The sequence below is a fragment of the Ancylobacter crimeensis genome (genome assembly GCF_023016805.1).
Classification (GTDB): Bacteria; Pseudomonadota; Alphaproteobacteria; order Rhizobiales; family Xanthobacteraceae; genus Ancylobacter; species Ancylobacter crimeensis.
The window spans coordinates 25,334-43,970 of record NZ_JALKCH010000006.1; the positions used below are offsets into that span (position 1 = coordinate 25,334).

Sequence of the window (18,637 nt, forward strand, 5' to 3'; positions counted from 1 at the left end):
GCTTCGCCCTCTCCCGGCTATCGAAGGCTCCGCGACCGGCCTTGCGGCTGCCGCCTGCCGGCATCGGGCTTGCGCATGGCGACGGCCTCGACGGGAGGACACGAAGCAGCCATAGAGCCGTCCGACCAGATCAACGCGCCTGATCGGCAGGACATCGCTCCGGAACGGATGGTCCGCGGCATGTTCCGATGGCGAAAGGCGCTCGACTTTCGCGGGAAAGCTCTGGACCTTGTGTCCGCGACGACAGGAAAGGTGTCCGATGTCCGATTTTGCCCAAGAACTCCGCGCGGAGAATAGCGAGAACTGGAACGCCGCGGTTCAGCATCGTTTCGTCGAAGAGATCTTCCGCGGCAGCGTATCGCCGGAGGTGATGCGGCGCTATCTGATCCAGGACTACCAGTTCATCGACCGTTTCACCGCGCTCATCGGCGCCGCGATCGCCAGTGCTGACCGTTTTTCCTCGCGCATCCGCTTCGCCCGTTTCGCGGCGATGATCGTGAGCGACGAGAACACCTATTTCCAGCGCGCCTTCGACGCGCTCGACGTGCCGCAGGCCGAGCGCGACGGACCAGTCCTCTCCCCGGAAACCACGGCCTTCCAGGCGCTGATGCAGGAGGCGGCGCGCAGCCTCGACTACGCCTCCTGCCTCGCGGTGCTGAACGTTGCGGAAGGTCTGTATCTCGACTGGGCCGACCAGCCCGGCCGCCCCCTGCCGCGCGACTTCGTGCACGCCGAATGGATTACGCTGCACAACAATGAAGGTTTCCGCGATTTCGTCGGCTGGCTGCGCAGCGAGCTCGACCGGGTCGGCGGGGCGCTCAACCCGGAGCGCGCCGCCCCCGCGCGCGCCTTCTTCCGCCGTGCAGTGGAACTGGAACGGGCTTTCTTCGACCACGTCTACTCCTGAGCCGGTGTTCCTTTAAGACAGGGCGGTTCACGTCTCTGCGAACGGATATCTGCTGCCGAACCGTCATTCGGCTCAGAATCGTCCTGCCTTATCCGAAGGTTCATCTGCTCTTTCGCCACGTTTATCTTGTCCGGTACGTTGACCTTCGAACATAAACTGACTACACCGATTCTGAGTGAAATGGAGAAGATGAATGTCCGAACAAGACGCGTCGAACGCCGATTATCTTGGCCTTACTGCCGATGTCGTCGCCGCTTTCGTGGGTAACAACTCGGTTCCGGCCACCGAGCTGCCTGACCTGATCGCGAAGGTTCATGGCGCGCTCCTCCGTCTCGGGGCTCCGGTTCCTGTGGTAACCGAAGAAGTGCTGAAGCCGGCGGTTCCGGTGAAGAAGTCGGTGACTCCGGAATTTATCGTCTGTCTTGAAGACGGGCTGAAGTTCAAGTCGCTGAAGCGTCATCTGCGGACCAAATACAATATGACGCCCGAGGAATACCGCGCGAAGTGGGGTCTGCCGAACGACTACCCCATGGTCGCCCCGAGCTATGCTGAGGCGCGCTCCAATCTCGCCAAGAAGATGGGCCTGGGCCAGCAGCGCAAGAAGCCGGTTCCGCCCCCGGCCCCCGCCAAGCCGCGCGGCCGTCGCAAGGCGACCGCTGCCTGAGTGGGCCAGCCGCGCGAGCCGCATCCACCGGGATGCGGTTCGGCCCTCCATCTTTACAAAACGGCCGGCGTGGACAGCGCCGGCCGTTTTGTTGTCGGCCGCCCCCGTCGGATGCCTGCGGCAATCCCCGGCCGACGCATGGCTGCCTCCCACATGGCAGCAGCCCGCGCCCCATGCAGTCCGAAGGCCGTCGACAGGTGGCGGAACGGGCCTGCGCGAACATGCGACGCTCCGGCGTTCAGCCGAGCAACCGCGCGGCTTCGCGACACATCAGGCGCAGTGGAGACCCAGGACGGACCGTCAGTTTATATTTTCTCAAATGTAAATCTTACAGGCAGTTCTTTTTAATAATTCCACTTGTCCTTACAAATATTTAAGTTGATTTTTCCGCATGCGGACCGGATAGCTCGCCAGCCATCTTGCTGACAGCTTCGTGAACCATGCGCGTCACATTCCCGCTCAATCCCGACCGAATTGCAGATCTGGTGAGGCCGACCTTCGTCGCCCTGCTCCTCTTCACGGCTGCCGTGCTTACGCTTGGGCGTGCGCAGGCCGAAATCGTGCTCACCGACGTGGCTGGCCGCACGGTGACGCTGGAGGCACCGGCCCATCGCCTGCTGATCGACGACGGGCGCTTCCTCACGGCGCTGTCGCTGCTGCACCGCGATCCCGTCGCCGTGCTCGCGGCGTGGCCGCGCGACATCAATCGCTTCGGCGAGCGTACCTATGCCGACTACGCGGCGCGCTTCCCGGCGATCGACCGGCTCGCCAAGGTCGCCTCCTCGGCCGGCAAGCTGTCGGTCGAGCAGGTGCTGGCGGCGCGGCCCGACGTTGCCGTGTTCTCGCTCGGCTCCCAGCCGTCCGATGCCGACCGCGCCACGATGGAGGCGGCCGGCATCAAGGTGATGGTCATCGACTTCTTCATCCACCCGCTGACCAACACCGAGCCGAGCCTGCTGCTGCTCGGCAGGGCGACCGGCGCGCAGGAGGCGGCCGAGCGTTTCCTCGCCTATCGCCGCGAAAAGCTGGAGGCGATCCGCGCCCGCATCGCGGCCTCGCCGAAGCCGGCCCCCACGGTGTTCCTGGAGCCGCACGCCGCGCAGACGGATGACTGCTGCAACTCGCCGGGCAAGGGCAATGTGGGCGACCTCATTGCCTTCGCCGGCGGCGACAATATCGGCGCGGCCGTCATTCCCCGCGCCTTCGGCAAGCTGAACCTCGAATATGTCATCGCGCAGGACCCGGAGGTCTACATCGCGACGGGGGGCGCCCACATGGCCGGCACGGCAGGCCTGACGGTGGGACCGGAATTCCCGCCCGACGTGGCGCGCCACACCCTTCAGGGCGTCGTCGCCCGCCCCGGCTTCGCCGCGCTGAAGGCGGTGCGCGAAGGCCGGGTTCACGGCCTGTCGCACCAGCTCCTCAATTCGCCGCTCGACATCGTCACCGCGCAGATCCTCGCCGCCTGGATCCGGCCCGACCTCTTCAGCGAAGCCGAGGCCGACGAGGTGCAGCGCACCCTGAACGAACGTTTCCTCGCCGTGCCGGTGGCCGGCCCCAACTGGATCGACCTCGACTGACGGACCGACCTCGAACGACGGCTCAACCTTGCCTGACGGCTGAAGCCATCGCCGCCCCCGCGCCCGACCTCGCCGCGCGCCCGGCGGCGGCCACGCCGCCTCACCTCATGGAGACCCCTCGCATGTCCCTCGCCCTTCTCGCCCCCCGCCTGTCCCTGCGGGCCGGCCTGCTCGCCACCGCCGCCTTCCTGCTGATGCCGGCCTACGCTGAGGCCGAGCCGCAGGTGGTGAAGTCGGTGAAGCCGGCGGACGGGCTCTATGAGGTCGTCGTCGGCAATGACCGGGTCTATGTCGCCGCCACCGGCCCGCGCGGATCGGACCAGGGCAAGATCCTCGCGCTCGATCCGAAGACGCTCGAGGTGAAGGAAACCATCGCGCTCGGCGACGATCCCGTCTTCGGCCTCGGCATCAACACGAAGACGAAGACCCTCTACGGCACCCAGACCCGCGACGGCGTACTCGCCATCATCGACCTCGCCACCGGCAAGGTGGTCGGCACGGTGAAGAAAGGCGAGAAGTCCCATGTCCGCGAGGTTCTCGTGGATGAAGACGCCGACCGGGCCTATGTCAGCATCTTCACCCGCGGCGAGACCGCCGGCGAGGTCTGGGTGGTCGACGGCGCGAAGAAGGAACTCGCCGGCACCATCACCGACCTGCCGGCCGGCGTCTCCGGCCTCGCGCTCGATCCGAAGGGCAAGCGCCTCTTCGTCATCACCATGCTGAACAACGAGGTCCACATCGTCGACCTCGCCTCCGGCAAAGTGGTCAAGGACATGCCGACGGGCGGCAAGGGTTCGATCAACGTCGCCTACGACCCGAACGGCAACCGCCTGTTCATCGCCAATCAGGAGAGCAACGACCTCACCGTGCTGAATGCGGATGACGGCACCGTGCTCGCCACCATCCCCACCGGCGAGGGCGCGCTCGGCGTCGCTTATGACCCGGCCCGCAACCTGGCCTTCGTCGCCAATCGCCGCGGCGGCTATGTCAGCATCGTCGACGGCAAGGAATTGAAGGTCGTCGCCAATGTCGTCACCGGCTCGATGCCGAACACCGTGGCGATCGACAAGGCGGGCGGCGGCATCTTCGTCACCAACAAGGTGAAGACCGGCATGCGTCCCCCGCGCCCGGCGGAAGGCCCGGCCCCGGCGGGCGCTCCTCCGGCGGGCGCTCCCGGCGCTACCGCTGCGGCTCCTGCGGGCGCGGCTCCTGCGGGCGCGCCGCCGGCCGGCGGTCCGGGCGGTCCCGGCGGCCGGCCTGCCCCGATGATCGACCCCTATGGCGACACCGTCACCCTGGTGACGCCCTGACGGGCAGCCGGTAGCGGAATGGACATGACACAGCAGACGGGGTGCAAGGCGCCGGCCGAGCCGCGCGTGCAACCAGCGGGCGGCCCGGCGGAGAGCGCGCAGAACGGGCCGGCCGGTGCCTCCTTCGTGGTGAGAAGCCGCGGCGCGACGATCGTCGCGCAGGGCTGCCGGCAGGTGCTGCACACCGCCCCCGGCCGGGTGGCGGCCGATGCCGCGCATCTTCTCCGGCACCTCTCCGAAGGCCCTCGCCTGCTGGTCGGCGCCCTGCCCTTCGACGTGGCGGAGGCCCCCCATCTCTACCAGCCGCAGGCCCTCGCACCGGCCGAGGCGCTACGAGCCGCCTCGCAGTCCGCCACCCCTCCCTCCGCCCCTCTTCCCGCAGGCGGCTGGCGGCTGGGCGAGCGACCTTCCGCCGGCGCCTATCGCAATGCCGTGGCGCGGGCGCTCGCCCTCATCGCGGCCGGCGCGGGGGACGACGCAGGAGAACTCGGCGACGCCGGGGCGCTCAGCAAGGTCGTGCTCGCCCGCGGGCTCGATCTGGAAGCCGACCGGCCCATCGACATCGCCGCCCTGCTGCGCCGGCTCGGCGCCGATCCGGCCGTCACCGCCTTCTGCGTGCCGCTGCCCGCCGATGCGCGCATGGCAGCCGCCACGGCGACGCGCCATCTGGTGGGGGCCAGCCCGGAACTGCTGGTCTCGCGACGCGGCGATCGCGTCACCTCGCATCCGTTGGCCGGCTCGGCCCGGCGGCTTGCCGATTCCGCCGCCGATCGCGCCTCCGCCGAAGCCCTGCTGGCCTCGGAGAAGGACCATCGCGAGCATGGCGTGGTGGTGGAGGCGATCCTCGACATGCTCGCCCCGCTCTGCCGCGAGCTCGGCGCACCGGAGGGAACCACCCTCGCCTCCACGCTCAGCATGTGGCACCTCGGCACCCGCATCGAGGGGCGGCTGAAGGATCCTGAAACCTCGTCGCTCGCCCTCGCCGCCCTGCTGCACCCGACACCGGCGGTGTGTGGCACCCCGCGCGCCGCCGCCGCCGCCGCCATCGCCGCGCTCGAGCCGGAGCCGCGCGGCTTCTATGCCGGCGCGGTCGGCTGGTGCGACGCGGCGGGCGAGGGCGACTGGTGGGTCGCCATACGCTGCGCCGATGTCTGCGGCAGCCGGGCCCGCCTCTTCGCCGGGGCCGGCATCGTCGCGGGCTCCGATCCCGTGGCGGAGACAGAAGAAACCGGCGCCAAGTTCGCGGCGCTGCTGGCCGCGCTCGGCGTGCCCGCGAGCGCGCTGCCGCCGCACGACACGCCGGCCACGGCCCGCCCCGCGGAGAACACATGATGACGACCCCTCTGCAACAGGTCTGGCCCCCCGACCTCGCCGCCCGCTACCGCGACGCCGGCATCTGGACCGGCGAGACCTTCCCCGCCTTCCTGCGTGCCCGCGCCTCCCGTTTCGCGGCACGCACCGCCGTGGTCGGTGGAGAGCAGCGCTGGAGTTACGCCGAGCTTGCCGCGCGCGCGACGCGCATTGCCGGCGGCCTGCTGGCGCAGGGGCTCGAACCCGGCGACCGGGTGGTGGTGCAGGTGCCGAACATTCCGGAATTCCTGTCCGTGATCTTCGGCCTGTTCCTCGCCCGACTGGTGCCGGTCTATGCGCTGCCCGCCCACCGGCAGGTCGAGGTGCTCCATCTCGCCCGGGCGAGCGAAGCACGCGGCTACATCATCGCCGCCCGGCATGAGGGTTTCGACTACCGCGCGCTGGCGCGAATGGTCACCGCCGAGCTGCCCGCGCTGGAGCATGTGATCGTCATCGGCGACGACGCTCCCGCCGACGCCGGCTTCACCGCGCTCGACGCGCTGCCGGAGCCGGCCGGCCCGCTGCCTGCCGAGCCCGCCCCCTCCGAGGTCGCCTTCCTGCAGATTTCCGGCGGCAGCACCGGGCTGTCCAAGCTGATCCCCCGCACCCATGACGATTATCTCTATTCGGTGCGGGCCAGCGCGCAGATCTGCGGGCTCACCCCGGACAGTGTCTATCTCGCGGCCCTGCCGGTCGCGCACAATTTCCCGATGAGCTCGCCCGGCGTGCTGGGCGTGCTGGATGCCGGCGGCACGGTGGTGATGAGCCCCTCGCCGAGCCCGGAGGCCGCCTTCCCGCTGATCGCCCGCGAGAAGGTGACCATGACCGGCCTCGTGCCCCCGCTCGCTCTGCTCTGGCTGCAGGCGGCGCCGAACAGCGCGCACGACCTTTCCAGCCTGAAGGTGCTTCAGGTCGGCGGCGCCAAGTTCACGCCGGAGGCCGCGCGCCGGGTGCGCCCGGTGCTGGGCTGCACCCTGCAGCAGGTGTTCGGCATGGCAGAAGGGCTGGTGAACTACACCCGCCTCGACGACCCGGAAGAGATCATCACCGGCACCCAGGGCCGCCCGATCAGCGCCGACGACGAGGTGCTGGTGCTGGACGACGAAGGCCGGCCGGTGCCGGAGGGCGAGCCCGGCCATCTGCTGACGCGCGGGCCCTATACCATTCGCGGCTACCACAACGATCCCGGTGCCAATGCCCGCGCCTTCACGCCCGACGGCTATTACCGCACCGGCGACATCGTGGCCCGGCGGCCCGGCGGTTATCTGGTGGTGCAGGGCCGGGCCGGCGACCACATCAACCGCGCCGGCGAGAAGGTGTCCGCCGAGGAGATCGAGGACCATCTCCTCGCCCATCCGCAGGTGTTCGATGCCGCCGTGGTGTCGCTGCCCGACCCGTTCCTCGGCGAGCGGAGCTGCGCGTTCGTGATTGCCGCCGGCGAGGCGCCGAAGGCGGCGGCGCTGAAGGCCTTTGTGCGCGGGCGCGGGCTTGCCGATTTCAAGGTGCCGGACCAGATCGTCTTCGTGCCGGCCTTCGCCACCACTGCGGTCGGCAAGGTCAGCCGCAAGGAGCTGCGCGCCCGGCTGCGACGCGACTTCCTGGAGGCGCAGGCCGCGAAGGAGACCTCCTCATGAGCACCCCCGGCACCGCATCCGCACCTGGCCTGCCCAGTGTTCCGCCCTACGCCCTGCCGCGCGAGGAGGAACTACCCGCCCCGCGCGCGCCCTTCGCGCTGGAAAAGCGCCGCGCGGCCTTGCTGATTCACGACATGCAGGCCTATTTCCTGCGCGTCTTCGCCCCCGACGCCGCGCCGCTCGCCCCGATGGTGGCGCATATCGCCGCGCTGGCGCAGGCGGCCCGCGCGGCCGGCATCCCGGTGTTCTACACCGCGCAGGAGGGCAACCAGGACCGCCGCGACCGCGGCCTGCAGGCCGAGCTGTGGGGGCCCGGCATGAGCCGCGCGCCCGGCCACCAGTCCATCATCCCGGAACTGGCGCCGGAGGCGGACGATTTCGTGCTGGTGAAGCACCGCTATTCCGCCTTCCAGCGCAGCAATCTGGAAACGCTGATGCGGGTGCGCGGGCGCGACCAGCTCGTCATCTGCGGGGTCTATGCCCATATCGGCTGCCTGCTGACGGCGGCGGACGCCTTCATGCGCGACATCGAGCCCTTCATGGCCGCCGATGCGCTGGGCGACTTTTCCCGCGAGAAGCAGGACGGCGCGCTCGCCTATCTCGCCGGTGTGTGCGGCGTGCCGCTCTCCACCCGCGCGATCCTTGAGGTTTTCGCATGATCGACCCGACCGAGATCCGCCGCTTCGAAGCCCCGGCCGCGCCGCTGACCCGCGAGGCGATGCGCGCCGACATCGCCGCCATGCTGCATGAGGCGCCCGAGGCGATCGACGGCGGAGACAGCCTGATGGACCTCGGGCTCGATTCCATGCGGGCCATGAACCTCGTGCTCGGCTGGAGCAAGGGCGGACTGAACCTCGAATTCTCCGAATTCGCCGAGCACCCCACGCTCGACGGCTGGTGGGCGATCGTCTCCCGCCGCATGGCCGAGCAGGCCGGCCAGCCCGCCGCCGGACGCGCGGACGGATGAGCGGCGCGGAGCGCTCCGCCTCCGGGGCAGACGCCGGCGCGGACGGGCTGCGCCCGCTGACCGAGGCCCAGGAAGGCCTGTGGTTCGCGCAGGAGCGCGAACCGGCCAATCCGCTGTTCAACACCGGGCAATATGTCGAGCTGACCGGCCCGCTCGACCGTGCCGCCTTCGCCGACGCACTGGCGCAGGCCTTTGCCGAGGCCGACGCGCTGGCACTCGCCATCGTCGGGACGCCCGCCGGCCCCCGGCAGCGCGTCGAGGAGGCCCGCCGCCCCCGCCTCGCCTTCCGCGATGTGAGCGTGGCGGCCGATCCGCTGGCCGAAGCCGAAGCCGCCATCGCCGCCGAGATGGCGAGGCCCACCGACCCGGCACGCGATCCCCTCGCCGCCGCGACGCTCTATCGCCTCGGCGAGGCCCGCCACGTCTGGCACCAGCGCATCCACCATCTCGCGGTGGACGGCTACGGCATGATCCTGCTGACCCGCCGCGTCGCGAGCCTCTACAACGCCGCGCGCACCGGCGAGCCGGCCGGCGCGCCGCTCGCCCCGCTCGAGGCCGCCTTCGCGGAGGACGACGCCTACCGCGCCGCGCCCCGGCGCGCGGCCGACGCCGCCTTCTGGCAGGAGGCCTTCGCCGACCGGCCGGAGGCGGCCGGCCTCTCCTCCGTCACGGCGCCGGAGCCCTCGCCGATCGGGAAAGGGGCACCCGCCTTCCGCCGCGCCGCGCTCGATCTGCCGGCCGCGACCGTCGCCGGGCTGAACGCGCTGGCGGGCGAGGCCGGCGTGCCGTGGCCGGATGCGCTCACTGCGCTCGCCGGCGCCTATTGCCAGCGCCACACCGGCACCGCCGAGGCGCTGGTTGGGGTGCCGCACATGGCCCGGCTCGGCAGTCCGGCGGCGCGCAGCCTCGCCATGCTGATGAACGTGCTGCCGCTCCGGGTCACCCCCGACGAGGACGCCCCGCTCCCCGCCTTCGTCGCCGCGGTGGGCCGCGCGCTGGTGAAGGCCCGGCGCCACGGTCGCTACCGTTCCGAGCAATTGCGCCGCGACCTCCGGCTGGTCGGCGCGGGGCATCGGCTCTACGGCCCGCTCATCAATGTGCTGCCTTTCGACGAGACGCCGCATTTCGGGGGACTCGACGCCCGGCTGGAGGTGCTCAGCACCGGGCCGGTGGACGACATCACCTTCACCTTCCGCAGCCATGGCACCGATGGGCTGCGCCTCGAGGTCGACGCCCATCCGCGGCTCTATGACGACCGGCAGACGGAAGGCCATGCCGGCCGGCTCGCCGCCTTCCTAGCGGCGGCCATCGGCGCGTCCCGGCTCGCAGAGGTGCCGAGCGTAAGCCCAGCCGAGCAGCACTGGCTGGTCGAAACGCTCAATGCCACCGACCACGCGGTGCCGGACACAACGCTCGCGGCACTGATCGAAGCCACCATGGCGGCCCGGCCGGACGCCGTGGCGCTGACCTTCGGCGCCGCGTCGATGGACTACCGGACGCTCGATCTCCGTTCGGCCGCGCTCGCCCGGCAACTCGCGGGACGCGGCATCGGGCGCGGCGATCTCGTCGCCATCGCCCTGCCGCGCTCGCTGGACCTGCTGGTCGCCCTGGTCGCGGTGCTGCGGGCCGGCGCCGCCTATCTGCCGCTCGACCTCGAACAGCCGGACGCCCGGCTTGCCCGCATCCTCTCCTCCGCCGCGCCGCGCCTCGTTCTGGCGCAGGCTGCGGACGCCGCCCGGTTTGCCGTCGCGGTACTGGCACCGGAGGATTGGGAGCAAACGGATCGGAAAGACGTGGATGGGGCGCAGGCGGGCGCTCGCCCCGTACCGCCCCGTCCCGAGGATGCGGCCTATGTGATCTACACCTCCGGCTCGACCGGCGAGCCCAAGGGCGTCGTCATCGAGCACCGCGCCATCGTCAACCGCCTCATCTGGATGCAGGCCCACTACGGCATCGGCGCGCGGGACGTGATCCTGCAGAAGACGCCGGCCACCTTCGACGTCTCGGTGTGGGAGTTCTTTCTGCCGCTCATCGCCGGCAGCCGCCTCGTCATCGCCCCGCCCGGCGCGCACCGCGATCCGGTGGCGCTGGCGGGGCTGATCCGCGATCACGGCGTCGGCACGCTGCATTTCGTGCCTTCGATGCTCGCCGCCTTCCTTTCCGAGCCGGCGGTGCGGGGCCTCGCTCTGGCTCGCGTGTTCTGCTCCGGCGAGGAACTGCCGGCGGAGCTGCGCGAGCGCTTCCATCGCACGATGGCGGGCGAGCTGCACAATCTCTACGGCCCGACGGAAGCGGCGGTGGACGTGTCCTTCTGGCCCGCCGGGCCGCAGGACCGCTCCCGGCCGGTGCCGATCGGCCACCCGGTGTGGAACACCCGGCTCTACGTGCTGGACGGGCGCGACCGGGTGAGCCCGCCGGGTGTCGCCGGCCAGCTTCATCTCGGCGGCGTGCAGCTCGCGCGCGGCTATCTCGGCCGGCCGGACCTTACCGCCGAACGGTTCCGCCCCGACCCGTTCCGGCCGAGGGAACGCACCTACGCGACCGGCGACCTCGCGCGGGTGCGGGAGGATGGCGCGGTGGTCTATCTCGGCCGCTCCGACCATCAGGTGAAGATCCGCGGCATCCGCATCGAGCTCGGCGAGATCGAGGCCGCCATCGCGGACACCGGCCTCGTCGCGCAGGCGGTGGTGCTGGCCCGGCCCGATGCGCGCGGCGTGACCCGGCTGGTCGCCTATGCGGTGCCGGCGGCGGACGCCGGCCTCGCCGGGCTGCGGCCCGCGCTTGCCGCCCTGCTGCCGGAGCACATGGTGCCGACGGCCATCGTGCCGCTGCCGGTGCTGCCGGTGACCGCGAACGGCAAGCTCGACCGTGCCGCCCTGCCGGAGCCGGACCTTGCCACCGCCGGCTCCTCCCGCCCGATGACGGAAACCGAGGCGCGCATCGCCCGGCTGGTGGCGGAGCATCTGAAGATCGACGGTCCGGTCGGGCCGGACGACGATTTCTTCGCGCTGGGCGGGGATTCGCTCGATGCGGTCGGGCTGCTCCTGAAGATGCGGCAGGCCTTCGGCCGCGATCCCGGCCTCGGCGCGCTGTTCGCCCATCCCGGCATCGCCGCCCTGGCGCGGCTGATGGAGGCCGGCGCCGGCATCACGGACGATGCCGGGCTCGGCCCTGTCATCACGCTGGCGACGGAAAGCGAAACCGGCGAAACAGCTCCCCCGCTCTTCGTCATCCACCCCGCCGGCGGCATTTCCTGGTGCTATGGGCTGCTCGCGCGCAGCCTCGCCCCCCGCCGCACCGTTCACGGCCTGCAGGCGCCCGCGCTCGACCCCGCCTGTCCGGTGGCGGAGAGCCTCGAGGCACTGGCCGCGGACTATGCGCGGCGCATCCGGGCGATCACCCCCGCCGGCCCGGTCCACCTCGCCGGCTGGTCCGTGGGCGGCATCCTCGCGCAGGCGGTGGCGGTGGAGCTTGCGGAGGCGGGCGTCGCGGTCGGGGCGGTGGCGCTGCTGGATTCCTATCCCTGCGACGTCTGGCGCGCCGAACCCGACCCCGGCGAGGACGGCGCGCTGAAGGCCCTGCTCGCCATTGCCGGCCACGATCCCGACCGGCTGCCGGCCCTCGCCCTGAACCGAGCCGCCGTCATCGCCTTCCTTCGCGCATCGGGCAGCGCGCTGGCCCGCCTCCCCGACGCCGCGCTCGACGGCGTGGTGCGGGTGGTGGCGGGCAACAATCGGCTGGTGCGGGGTCACCACCATCGCCGTTATGGCGGAACGCTGACCCATTTCCGCGCCGCGCTCGACCATCACGAGCGCAGGCTGACGCCGGAGCTGTGGCGCCCCTACGCCGCCGGCCTCATCGTGCACGACATCACTTCCCTCCACGCCCACCTCACCGGCCCGGAAGCCGTGGCGCGCATCGCCCCGCTGCTCTCCGCCGCGCTCGTCGAGGCCGAGGCGTCCCACAGAGCCGAGCTGACCGCATGACCGACCGACACCCCCGCCCGAACGGACTCGCCGGCAAGGTCGCGCTGGTGACCGGCGCCGCCGGCGGCATCGGCGAGGCCGTGGTCCGTACCCTTCACGCCGAGGGAGCGACTGTGGTGGCGACCGATATCGACGAGGGCCCGCTGGAGCGCCTCGCCGCCGAGCTCGGCGACGGGGTCGTCGCCCGTCGGCTGGATGTCCGATCGACGCTCGAGGTGGATGATCTCATCGGACTCATCGATCACCACATCGGACCGATCGGCCTCGCAGCGAATGTCGCCGGCGTGCTCTCCAATCTTGCAATTCTGCAAACAGACGACGCCGAATGGGAGCGCGTTTTCGACATCAACACGACGGGCGTGTTCCGGGTGTCGCGGGCGCTGGCGCGGGTGATGGTGCCGCGAAGGCGGGGGGCCATCGTCACGGTGAGCTCGAACGCCGCGGGCATCCCGCGCCACGCCATGGCCGCCTATGCCGCATCCAAGGCCGCATCCACCATGTTCACCCGCTGCCTCGGGCTGGAACTGGCGCCCCATGGCATACGCTGCAACATCGTCGCCCCCGGCTCGACGCTGACCCCGATGCAGACCGGCATGTGGGAAAATGATCTGGGCGCGCAACGGGTTATTGCCGGCAACCCGGAGGCCTTCAAGACCGGCATCCCGCTCGCCAAGCTGGCGACGCCGGAGGACGTCGCCGACGCCGTCGCCTTCCTGCTCTCCGACCGGGCCGGCCACATCACCATGGCCGACCTCTATGTCGACGGGGGCGCGACCTTGCGCGCCTAAGCCAATGGAATTTCAGATCTTCCCAAGATCCTCATAGGCCCCGTGCAGCGCCAGGTCGCCGGCACCGAAACGGTCGGCCGCGAAATTATGCTGGTGCCAGTAAGGGTAGATATAAGCCGGCCGGCTGACACGATTGAGCCGATCGAGCTCTTCGGAGGTCAGCTCGATAGCTGCTGCGGCGATATTGTCGCGGAAATGCCGCTCCTCGGTGCCCCCGACCACGAGCGACGCGATCCCGGGCCGCGTGAGGGTCCAGGCCAGCGCGATCTGGGCCGGCGTGGCGCCACGGGCGCCGGCAATGTCCGTCAACACGTCCACGATGGCCCAGAGCCTTTCCCGATCCCGGATCGGCGGCTCGCTCCAGCCCGCAGCCTGTCGTGAATCGGCGGGGACACGATCGCGGGTAAACGCGCCCGACAGCAGGCCGGCGGCAAGCGGGCTCCACACCATCACGTCGACCCCCTGGTCGATCGCGATCGGCAGAAGCTCGTATTCCGCCTCGCGCGCCTCGAGCGTGTAGTGGATCTGCTGGGTGACGAAGCGCGGCAGGCCTTTCTGCTCGGCAACGCCAAGCGCCTTCATGATGTGCCAGCCGGAGAAATTCGAGCAGCCGATGTAGCGGATCTTGCCGGCCCGCATCAGAGCGTCGAGCGCCGAGAGCGTCTCCTCCAGCGGGGTGGTGCCGTCCCATTCGTGCAGGAAATAGATGTCGATATGGTCGGTGCGCAGCCGCTTGAGGCTGCGTTCGCATTCGCGGATGAGGTGGAAGCGCGAGGCGCCCTCGTCATTCGGCCCTTCGCCGATCCGCATCCGCGCCTTGGAGGAGATGAGCACGCGCTCGCGGCGCCCTTCCAGAACCTCGCCGAGGATCTCCTCCGAGCGACCCAGCGAATACATGTTCGCGGTGTCGAAGACATTGATGCCGCCATCGAGGCAGACATCCACCAGCCGGCGCGCCTCCGCGACGCCCTGCCGGGCCACCATGGCGAAGTCGCCGACACCCCCGAAGGAGAAGGTGCCCATGCTGAGGGCGGAAACCTTGAGGCCGGACCGGCCCAGCGTCCTGTATTTCATTGGTTCGCTCCGGGATTGAGGATGAGGCAGGTCAGCCTTCAGGAGATCGCGCCAAGCTGCGCCGCGACATAAGCGATGCCGAGTTCGGGGCTCGACAGCACGGGCACTGCGGTGTCCCGCATCTCACCTGCCAGCGCACCGGCCATGGACGCCTGCGCCAGCACGACGACGTCGACCGTGGCGGCGAGCTCGGTGAAGGCGGCACGGATGGCCTTGTCATGGCCGGCGCGGTCGCCTGCCATCAATGTCTGGAACGCCCCGGCGCAGAGGCGCTCGACGACCGTGCAGCTGCGGCCCGCGGCACGGGCAGCCTCCCCGACCAGACATGAGGTCGGCTCCAGCGTGGTCGGCAAGGTGGCAAGGACACCGATGCGCTCGCCCTGCCCGATGGCCGCGAGCGCCATCCCGCGGTCGATGCGGAACAGCGGCGTCGGAAGGAGGGGGCGGATCGCGTCAACGATGCCGCCCAGCGTGGAGCAGGTCACGACGATCGCATCGGCACCGGCCTCTGCTGCGCCGAACACATAGCCGGTGAGGCGACGGATCGTGGCCGGCCCGACCGCGCCGTCGCGGATCGTGTCCTGAAGAAGGCTCTCATCGGCGACGTTGTAGCTCTGCCAGCCCGGCATGGCCTGCTCGACCAGCGGGCGGAATAGGGGAATGAGAGCGGGGACGGTGTGGATCAGCGCAAGACGCGGCATATGTTCTCCGACGATCAACGGACCGGGTGTCGGCCCCTGCAAGCGAACCGCCTCACGCTGCGCCCGTCCTGCGCCGGGCACGCGTGGCCGGTTTCGGGGGCGGCGGAAAACGGACATCGCTCATCCGCGCCACCAGTTCGGCCCCCACGAGGATCTTCACCGGAAGCTGGGGTTCACCGGCATGGATGAGGTCGTCCAGCAGGGTGACGGCGAGGTAACCGATCTTGCGCTTCGACACATCGATGGTGGTGAGGGACGGCTCCATGGTGGAGCTGAGCGGCAGATTGTCGAAGCCGATGATCGAGACATCCTCGGGGATACGAATATCGAACTCCCGCAGCGCCTTGATGAAGCCATAGGCGATGACGTCGTTGGTGCAGAAATAGCATTCGGCGAGATCGGGACCCGCCGCCAGAAGCGCCAGCGTGTCCATATAGGCGCCGTCGAAGGTGGATTCGACCGAGACGACATGGCGCGGATCCACCGGCAGTTCGAGACGCGCCATATTGGCGAGGAAGGCCTCCTGCCGCAGACGGAAATTCGTGGTCTCGACATGGCTCGCCACGAAGCCGATGCGGCGGAAGCCGTGATCGCGGAACCGCGACAGCACTTTGTGGACCGCATCCTCGTTGTTCATGTTGACGAAATTGGCATCGACCACGTCATGGAAGGTGTCGATGAACACCGTCGGCACGCCGGCGGCCTGGATCGTGACGATGTCGACCTCCGACAGCTCGGTGCCGAGCGCGATCACCCCGCTGATCGGCGAGCCCGCCAGCGTCTCGGCAATGGCAGCGGCGTTCTGCGCCTCGAAGCTCACCACCTCAAGGGTGTAGCCGCGGCGGGTCGCCTCGTTCGACATGCCGTCGATATAATCGGAGATGAAGACGCTGTGATCGCGGTTCACCGTGTGGCCATGGCGCGCGATCTTGAGAAAACGAATGGTTTCCGCTGCGTCCAGCCGCCCTTTCGCGCGCGGCACGTATTTCAGCCGGGCCGCGGCCTCGATCACCCGCGCCCGGGTGATCCCGGAAATCTCGCCCTTGCCGTTCAGCACCAGCGAAACGGTGGACGGCGAGACGCCAGCCGCACGCGCAATGTCACGAATGGTCAGAGGTTTCCTGTCGGCCATGGCCCGAACTGATTCCGCCCTTGGGACCGCCATATCCGAGGATGGCGGCATCTTGTTTAGTAAAAATTACTACTCTCTTTTGACCCAATGCCAAGCCCCGATGACCGCCCGCTCTCCCCTTTTTCGTATCGGATTCAGACGCGTGCCCGCTCGGGAAATGGCGTTCAAAGGCGCTGATTAGTGAAGCATTGCTTACACAATGAGCGACTGGTCAACCGTTCGGGCAAAATGGCAGCAGTGATGCCCCATTTCCGCTCGCTACCCTCGCCTCACATCTCCACCTAAGGATCGAGCCCCGCTGCCTCAAAAGCGGCTTGCGCCGCCTCCGTCGCTTTGCTACCAAATTTAGTGAAGCTGGTCCAAATTTACTAAAAAACATATGGGAGGGCGACCATGCGGACCACCGGCGGGCAGCTGGTCATGCTCATTGGCATCAACGTGCTCCTGCTGGCGGCGGGTGCGGCGATTTCCGGTGGCAGCTTTCTCTCCCTTTTCAATCTTCAGTCCATGACCAGCCAGCTTCCCGAGATCGGGTTCCTCGCCATCGGCGTGATGCTCGCCATGTGCGCGGGCAATGGCGGCATCGACCTGTCCGGCATCGCGCTGGCCAATCTGTCGAGCGTGCTGTCCGCCGTGCTGGTGGGAGCGCTGATCTCCAGCACGGACAGCGCGTTCGCTTTCTCGATCGCCTTCATGCTGGTGGCTGTCATCGTCGGCTGCCTGGGCGGCATGATCAACGGCCTGCTCATCAGCCGGCTCAACATCACCCCCATCCTGTGCACTCTCGGCACGCAGATGGCATTCACCGGCATCGCCGTCGTGGTCTCGGACGGGCGGGCGGTGACGGTCGGCAGCCCCGAACCATTGGCCAGCATCGGCAACGGCATGCTGCTGGGCGTGCCGGTCAGCTTCGTTCTGTTCGTCGCCGTCGCGGCGCTGATCGCCGCGTTGCTGAAGTTCACGCCCTTCGGCCTCTGGCTGATGCTCATGGGCACCAATCCCAAGGCTGCCACCTATGCCGGCTTTCCCAAGGACCGCGTGCTGATTGCGACCTATGCCATGAGCGGCATGCTTTCGGGGCTCGCGGGTGTCGTGATCGCCGCGCGCAACGTCAATGTGAAGTGGGACTACGGCACGTCCTACCTGCTGATCGCGATCCTCATCGCGGTCATGGCCGGCGTGCGGCCCGAGGGGGGGTATGGCCGGGTGATCTGCGTCGTCATGGCGGCAATCGCGCTACAGCTCCTCTCGAGCATGCTGAATTTCGGCGGGCTGTCCAACTTCGTGCGCGATTTCGCGTGGGGCGCCCTCCTTCTCGCCTTCCTTGCCGTCAGCCGTTACGACCTCGTCGGCCTGCTCACGCCGGGCCGTCGCAAGAAGCCGGCATGAAGACGCATCTGGAATGAAGACACCGGGCGGCTGCGAATCCCTCACGCGCTGCCCCGGACATATGAGGGAATTTCCAGTGGAGGAAGTCATGGGAGTGAAGTCCAAGAAGGTTCTTGCCGGCTCGCTCATCGCCGCTGCGGTCGCGGTCGGCTCGGCCGGTGCCCTGATGGCGGCCGACAAGCCGGTCATCGCGACGGTGGTCAAGATCTCGGGCATTCCGTGGTTCGACCGCATGGAAACCGGCGTCAAGCAGTTCCAAAAGGACAATCCGGACGTCGTCGCCACGCAGTACGGCCCTGCCACCGCCGATGCCGCGCAGCAGCTCCAGATCGTGCAGGACCTCATCGCCAAGGGCGTGAACGCCCTCGCCGTCGTGCCGATGGATCCTTCCGTGCTCGAGGGCACGCTGAAGCGCGCCATGGATCGTGGCGTCGTCGTGGTGACCCACGAGGCGGACAACCAGAAGAACACGCAGGCCGACATCGAGGCCTTCGACAACGCCGATTACGGCAAGGCGCTGAACGAGCGTCTCGCGCAGTGCATGAGCGGCAAGGGCAAGTGGACCACGTTCGTGGGCTCGCTCGGCAGCCGGACCCATATGCAGTGGGTCGGCGCCGGCGAAGCCAATGCCAAGGCCAATCACCCCGACATGCAGCTCGTCGACCCGAACAACGAGTCGTTCGACGACGCCAACGGGACCTATGAGAAGGCCAAGGAAATCCTGCGCAAGCACCCGGACATCCGGGGCTTCCAGACTTCGGCGGGCAATGACGTGCTCGGCGTCGGCCGCGCCATCGACGAAGCCGGCCTCTCCGGCAAGGTGTGCCTGGTCGGCACCGGCCTGCCGAACCCCTCGGCTGACCTGCTGGAATCCGGCGCCATCACCGCGATCGGGTTCTGGGATCCCAAATATGCCGGCATGGCGATGAATGCGGTCGCCAAGCTCCTCGTCAACAAGAAGGAGCTGAAGGACGGCATGGATCTCGGCGTGCCCGGCTATGAGAAGGTGAAGATCACCAAGGGCGCTGGCGACGGCGTGCTCGTCATCGGCAACGGCATGGTGCTGGTCGACAAGTCGACCTACAAGGACCGGCTGTTCTGATCACAACCTGAAACGTCGGGCCGGAGGCTGAACGGCCTCCGGCCTCGCGGCGC

General features: G+C 69.0%; 15 protein-coding genes. 12 read left to right on the forward strand and 3 right to left on the reverse strand.

Annotated elements, in window-relative coordinates:
• Nucleotides 1–259 precede the first annotated feature (259 nt).
• The 10 genes from MWN34_RS09895 (at nucleotide 260) to MWN34_RS09940 (ending at nucleotide 13,186) form a co-directional block, all read left to right on the forward strand.
• Nucleotides 260–907: a TenA family protein gene (locus MWN34_RS09895; protein ID WP_247028886.1), complete on the forward strand. Its 648-nt coding sequence runs from the start codon at nucleotides 260–262 to the stop codon at nucleotides 905–907.
• A gap of 193 nt (nucleotides 908–1,100) precedes the next feature.
• Entirely contained in the window at nucleotides 1,101–1,571 is a 471-nt protein-coding gene (locus MWN34_RS09900; protein ID WP_247028887.1) for a Ros/MucR family transcriptional regulator, read from the forward strand.
• Between the two features lie 440 nt (nucleotides 1,572–2,011).
• Nucleotides 2,012–3,151: an ABC transporter substrate-binding protein gene (locus tag MWN34_RS09905; RefSeq protein ID WP_247028888.1), complete on the forward strand. Its 1,140-nt coding sequence runs from the start codon at nucleotides 2,012–2,014 to the stop codon at nucleotides 3,149–3,151.
• Nucleotides 3,152–3,273: 122 nt separating this feature from the next.
• Nucleotides 3,274–4,461: a YncE family protein gene (locus MWN34_RS09910; protein ID WP_247028889.1), complete on the forward strand. Its 1,188-nt coding sequence runs from the start codon at nucleotides 3,274–3,276 to the stop codon at nucleotides 4,459–4,461.
• A 24-nt stretch (nucleotides 4,462–4,485) separates the two neighbouring features.
• Entirely contained in the window at nucleotides 4,486–5,793 is a 1,308-nt protein-coding gene (locus tag MWN34_RS09915; RefSeq protein ID WP_247028890.1) for an isochorismate synthase, read from the forward strand.
• Nucleotides 5,790–7,445, forward strand: a complete 1,656-nt coding sequence (locus tag MWN34_RS09920) for a (2,3-dihydroxybenzoyl)adenylate synthase (protein WP_247028891.1) — start codon at nucleotides 5,790–5,792, stop codon at nucleotides 7,443–7,445. Before MWN34_RS09915 ends, MWN34_RS09920 begins: the two co-directional genes overlap by 4 nt.
• Nucleotides 7,442–8,104, forward strand: a complete 663-nt coding sequence (locus MWN34_RS09925) for an isochorismatase family protein (protein WP_247028892.1) — start codon at nucleotides 7,442–7,444, stop codon at nucleotides 8,102–8,104. Before MWN34_RS09920 ends, MWN34_RS09925 begins: the two co-directional genes overlap by 4 nt.
• Nucleotides 8,101–8,412 carry a phosphopantetheine-binding protein gene (locus MWN34_RS09930; RefSeq protein ID WP_247028893.1) on the forward strand — a complete coding sequence of 104 codons (312 nt, stop codon included), beginning with the start codon at nucleotides 8,101–8,103 and terminating at the stop codon, nucleotides 8,410–8,412. Before MWN34_RS09925 ends, MWN34_RS09930 begins: the two co-directional genes overlap by 4 nt.
• Nucleotides 8,409–12,398 carry an amino acid adenylation domain-containing protein gene (locus tag MWN34_RS09935; protein WP_247028895.1) on the forward strand — a complete coding sequence of 1,330 codons (3,990 nt, stop codon included), beginning with the start codon at nucleotides 8,409–8,411 and terminating at the stop codon, nucleotides 12,396–12,398. The genes MWN34_RS09930 and MWN34_RS09935 overlap by 4 nt, the downstream gene beginning before the upstream one ends.
• Nucleotides 12,395–13,186, forward strand: coding sequence for a 2,3-dihydro-2,3-dihydroxybenzoate dehydrogenase (locus tag MWN34_RS09940; protein WP_247028896.1), 792 nt, complete (start codon nucleotides 12,395–12,397; stop codon nucleotides 13,184–13,186). The genes MWN34_RS09935 and MWN34_RS09940 overlap by 4 nt, the downstream gene beginning before the upstream one ends.
• A gap of 12 nt (nucleotides 13,187–13,198) precedes the next feature.
• Here the strand turns inward: MWN34_RS09940 and MWN34_RS09945 are convergent, their stop codons facing one another.
• From MWN34_RS09945 to MWN34_RS09955, 3 genes are read right to left on the reverse strand one after another with little or no spacing between them, the layout of a single operon-like run.
• On the reverse strand, nucleotides 13,199–14,260 hold the full coding sequence (locus MWN34_RS09945) for an aldo/keto reductase (RefSeq protein ID WP_247028897.1): 1,062 nt from the start codon (nucleotides 14,258–14,260) through the stop codon (nucleotides 13,199–13,201).
• A 38-nt stretch (nucleotides 14,261–14,298) separates the two neighbouring features.
• Complete coding sequence (locus MWN34_RS09950) at nucleotides 14,299–14,961, reverse strand: aspartate/glutamate racemase family protein (RefSeq protein ID WP_247028898.1); 663 nt, start codon at nucleotides 14,959–14,961, stop codon at nucleotides 14,299–14,301.
• 52 nt (nucleotides 14,962–15,013) lie between these two features.
• Nucleotides 15,014–16,093 carry a LacI family DNA-binding transcriptional regulator gene (locus tag MWN34_RS09955; RefSeq protein WP_247028899.1) on the reverse strand — a complete coding sequence of 360 codons (1,080 nt, stop codon included), beginning with the start codon at nucleotides 16,091–16,093 and terminating at the stop codon, nucleotides 15,014–15,016.
• Between the two features lie 393 nt (nucleotides 16,094–16,486).
• Between MWN34_RS09955 and MWN34_RS09960 the strand changes: the two genes are divergently transcribed.
• Both MWN34_RS09960 and MWN34_RS09965 read left to right on the forward strand, forming a co-directional pair.
• Entirely contained in the window at nucleotides 16,487–17,482 is a 996-nt protein-coding gene (locus tag MWN34_RS09960) for an ABC transporter permease (protein ID WP_247028900.1), read from the forward strand.
• An 88-nt stretch (nucleotides 17,483–17,570) separates the two neighbouring features.
• Nucleotides 17,571–18,584 (forward strand): substrate-binding domain-containing protein, encoded by a 1,014-nt coding sequence (locus tag MWN34_RS09965; RefSeq protein ID WP_247028901.1) that lies wholly within the window; start codon nucleotides 17,571–17,573, stop codon nucleotides 18,582–18,584.
• The last annotated feature ends 53 nt before the right edge of the window (nucleotides 18,585–18,637 follow it).

Excerpts from the sequence above, each read along its gene's own strand:
- MWN34_RS09955 (WP_247028899.1), bottom strand. The coding sequence starts at position 16,093 with ATGGCCGACAGGAAACCTCTGACCATTCGTGACATTGCGCGTGCGGCT.
- MWN34_RS09915 (WP_247028890.1), top strand. The coding sequence starts at position 4,486 with ATGACACAGCAGACGGGGTGCAAGGCGCCGGCCGAGCCGCGCGTGCAA.
- MWN34_RS09920 (WP_247028891.1), top strand. The coding sequence starts at position 5,790 with ATGATGACGACCCCTCTGCAACAGGTCTGGCCCCCCGACCTCGCCGCC.
- MWN34_RS09960 (WP_247028900.1), top strand. The coding sequence starts at position 16,487 with ATGCGGACCACCGGCGGGCAGCTGGTCATGCTCATTGGCATCAACGTG.
- MWN34_RS09905 (WP_247028888.1), top strand. The coding sequence starts at position 2,012 with ATGCGCGTCACATTCCCGCTCAATCCCGACCGAATTGCAGATCTGGTG.
- MWN34_RS09900 (WP_247028887.1), top strand. The coding sequence starts at position 1,101 with ATGTCCGAACAAGACGCGTCGAACGCCGATTATCTTGGCCTTACTGCC.
- MWN34_RS09940 (WP_247028896.1), top strand. The coding sequence starts at position 12,395 with ATGACCGACCGACACCCCCGCCCGAACGGACTCGCCGGCAAGGTCGCG.
- MWN34_RS09910 (WP_247028889.1), top strand. The coding sequence starts at position 3,274 with ATGTCCCTCGCCCTTCTCGCCCCCCGCCTGTCCCTGCGGGCCGGCCTG.
- MWN34_RS09935 (WP_247028895.1), top strand. The coding sequence starts at position 8,409 with ATGAGCGGCGCGGAGCGCTCCGCCTCCGGGGCAGACGCCGGCGCGGAC.
- MWN34_RS09950 (WP_247028898.1), bottom strand. The coding sequence starts at position 14,961 with ATGCCGCGTCTTGCGCTGATCCACACCGTCCCCGCTCTCATTCCCCTA.
- MWN34_RS09945 (WP_247028897.1), bottom strand. The coding sequence starts at position 14,260 with ATGAAATACAGGACGCTGGGCCGGTCCGGCCTCAAGGTTTCCGCCCTC.
- MWN34_RS09925 (WP_247028892.1), top strand. The coding sequence starts at position 7,442 with ATGAGCACCCCCGGCACCGCATCCGCACCTGGCCTGCCCAGTGTTCCG.
- MWN34_RS09895 (WP_247028886.1), top strand. The coding sequence starts at position 260 with ATGTCCGATTTTGCCCAAGAACTCCGCGCGGAGAATAGCGAGAACTGG.
- MWN34_RS09930 (WP_247028893.1), top strand. The coding sequence starts at position 8,101 with ATGATCGACCCGACCGAGATCCGCCGCTTCGAAGCCCCGGCCGCGCCG.
- MWN34_RS09965 (WP_247028901.1), top strand. The coding sequence starts at position 17,571 with ATGGGAGTGAAGTCCAAGAAGGTTCTTGCCGGCTCGCTCATCGCCGCT.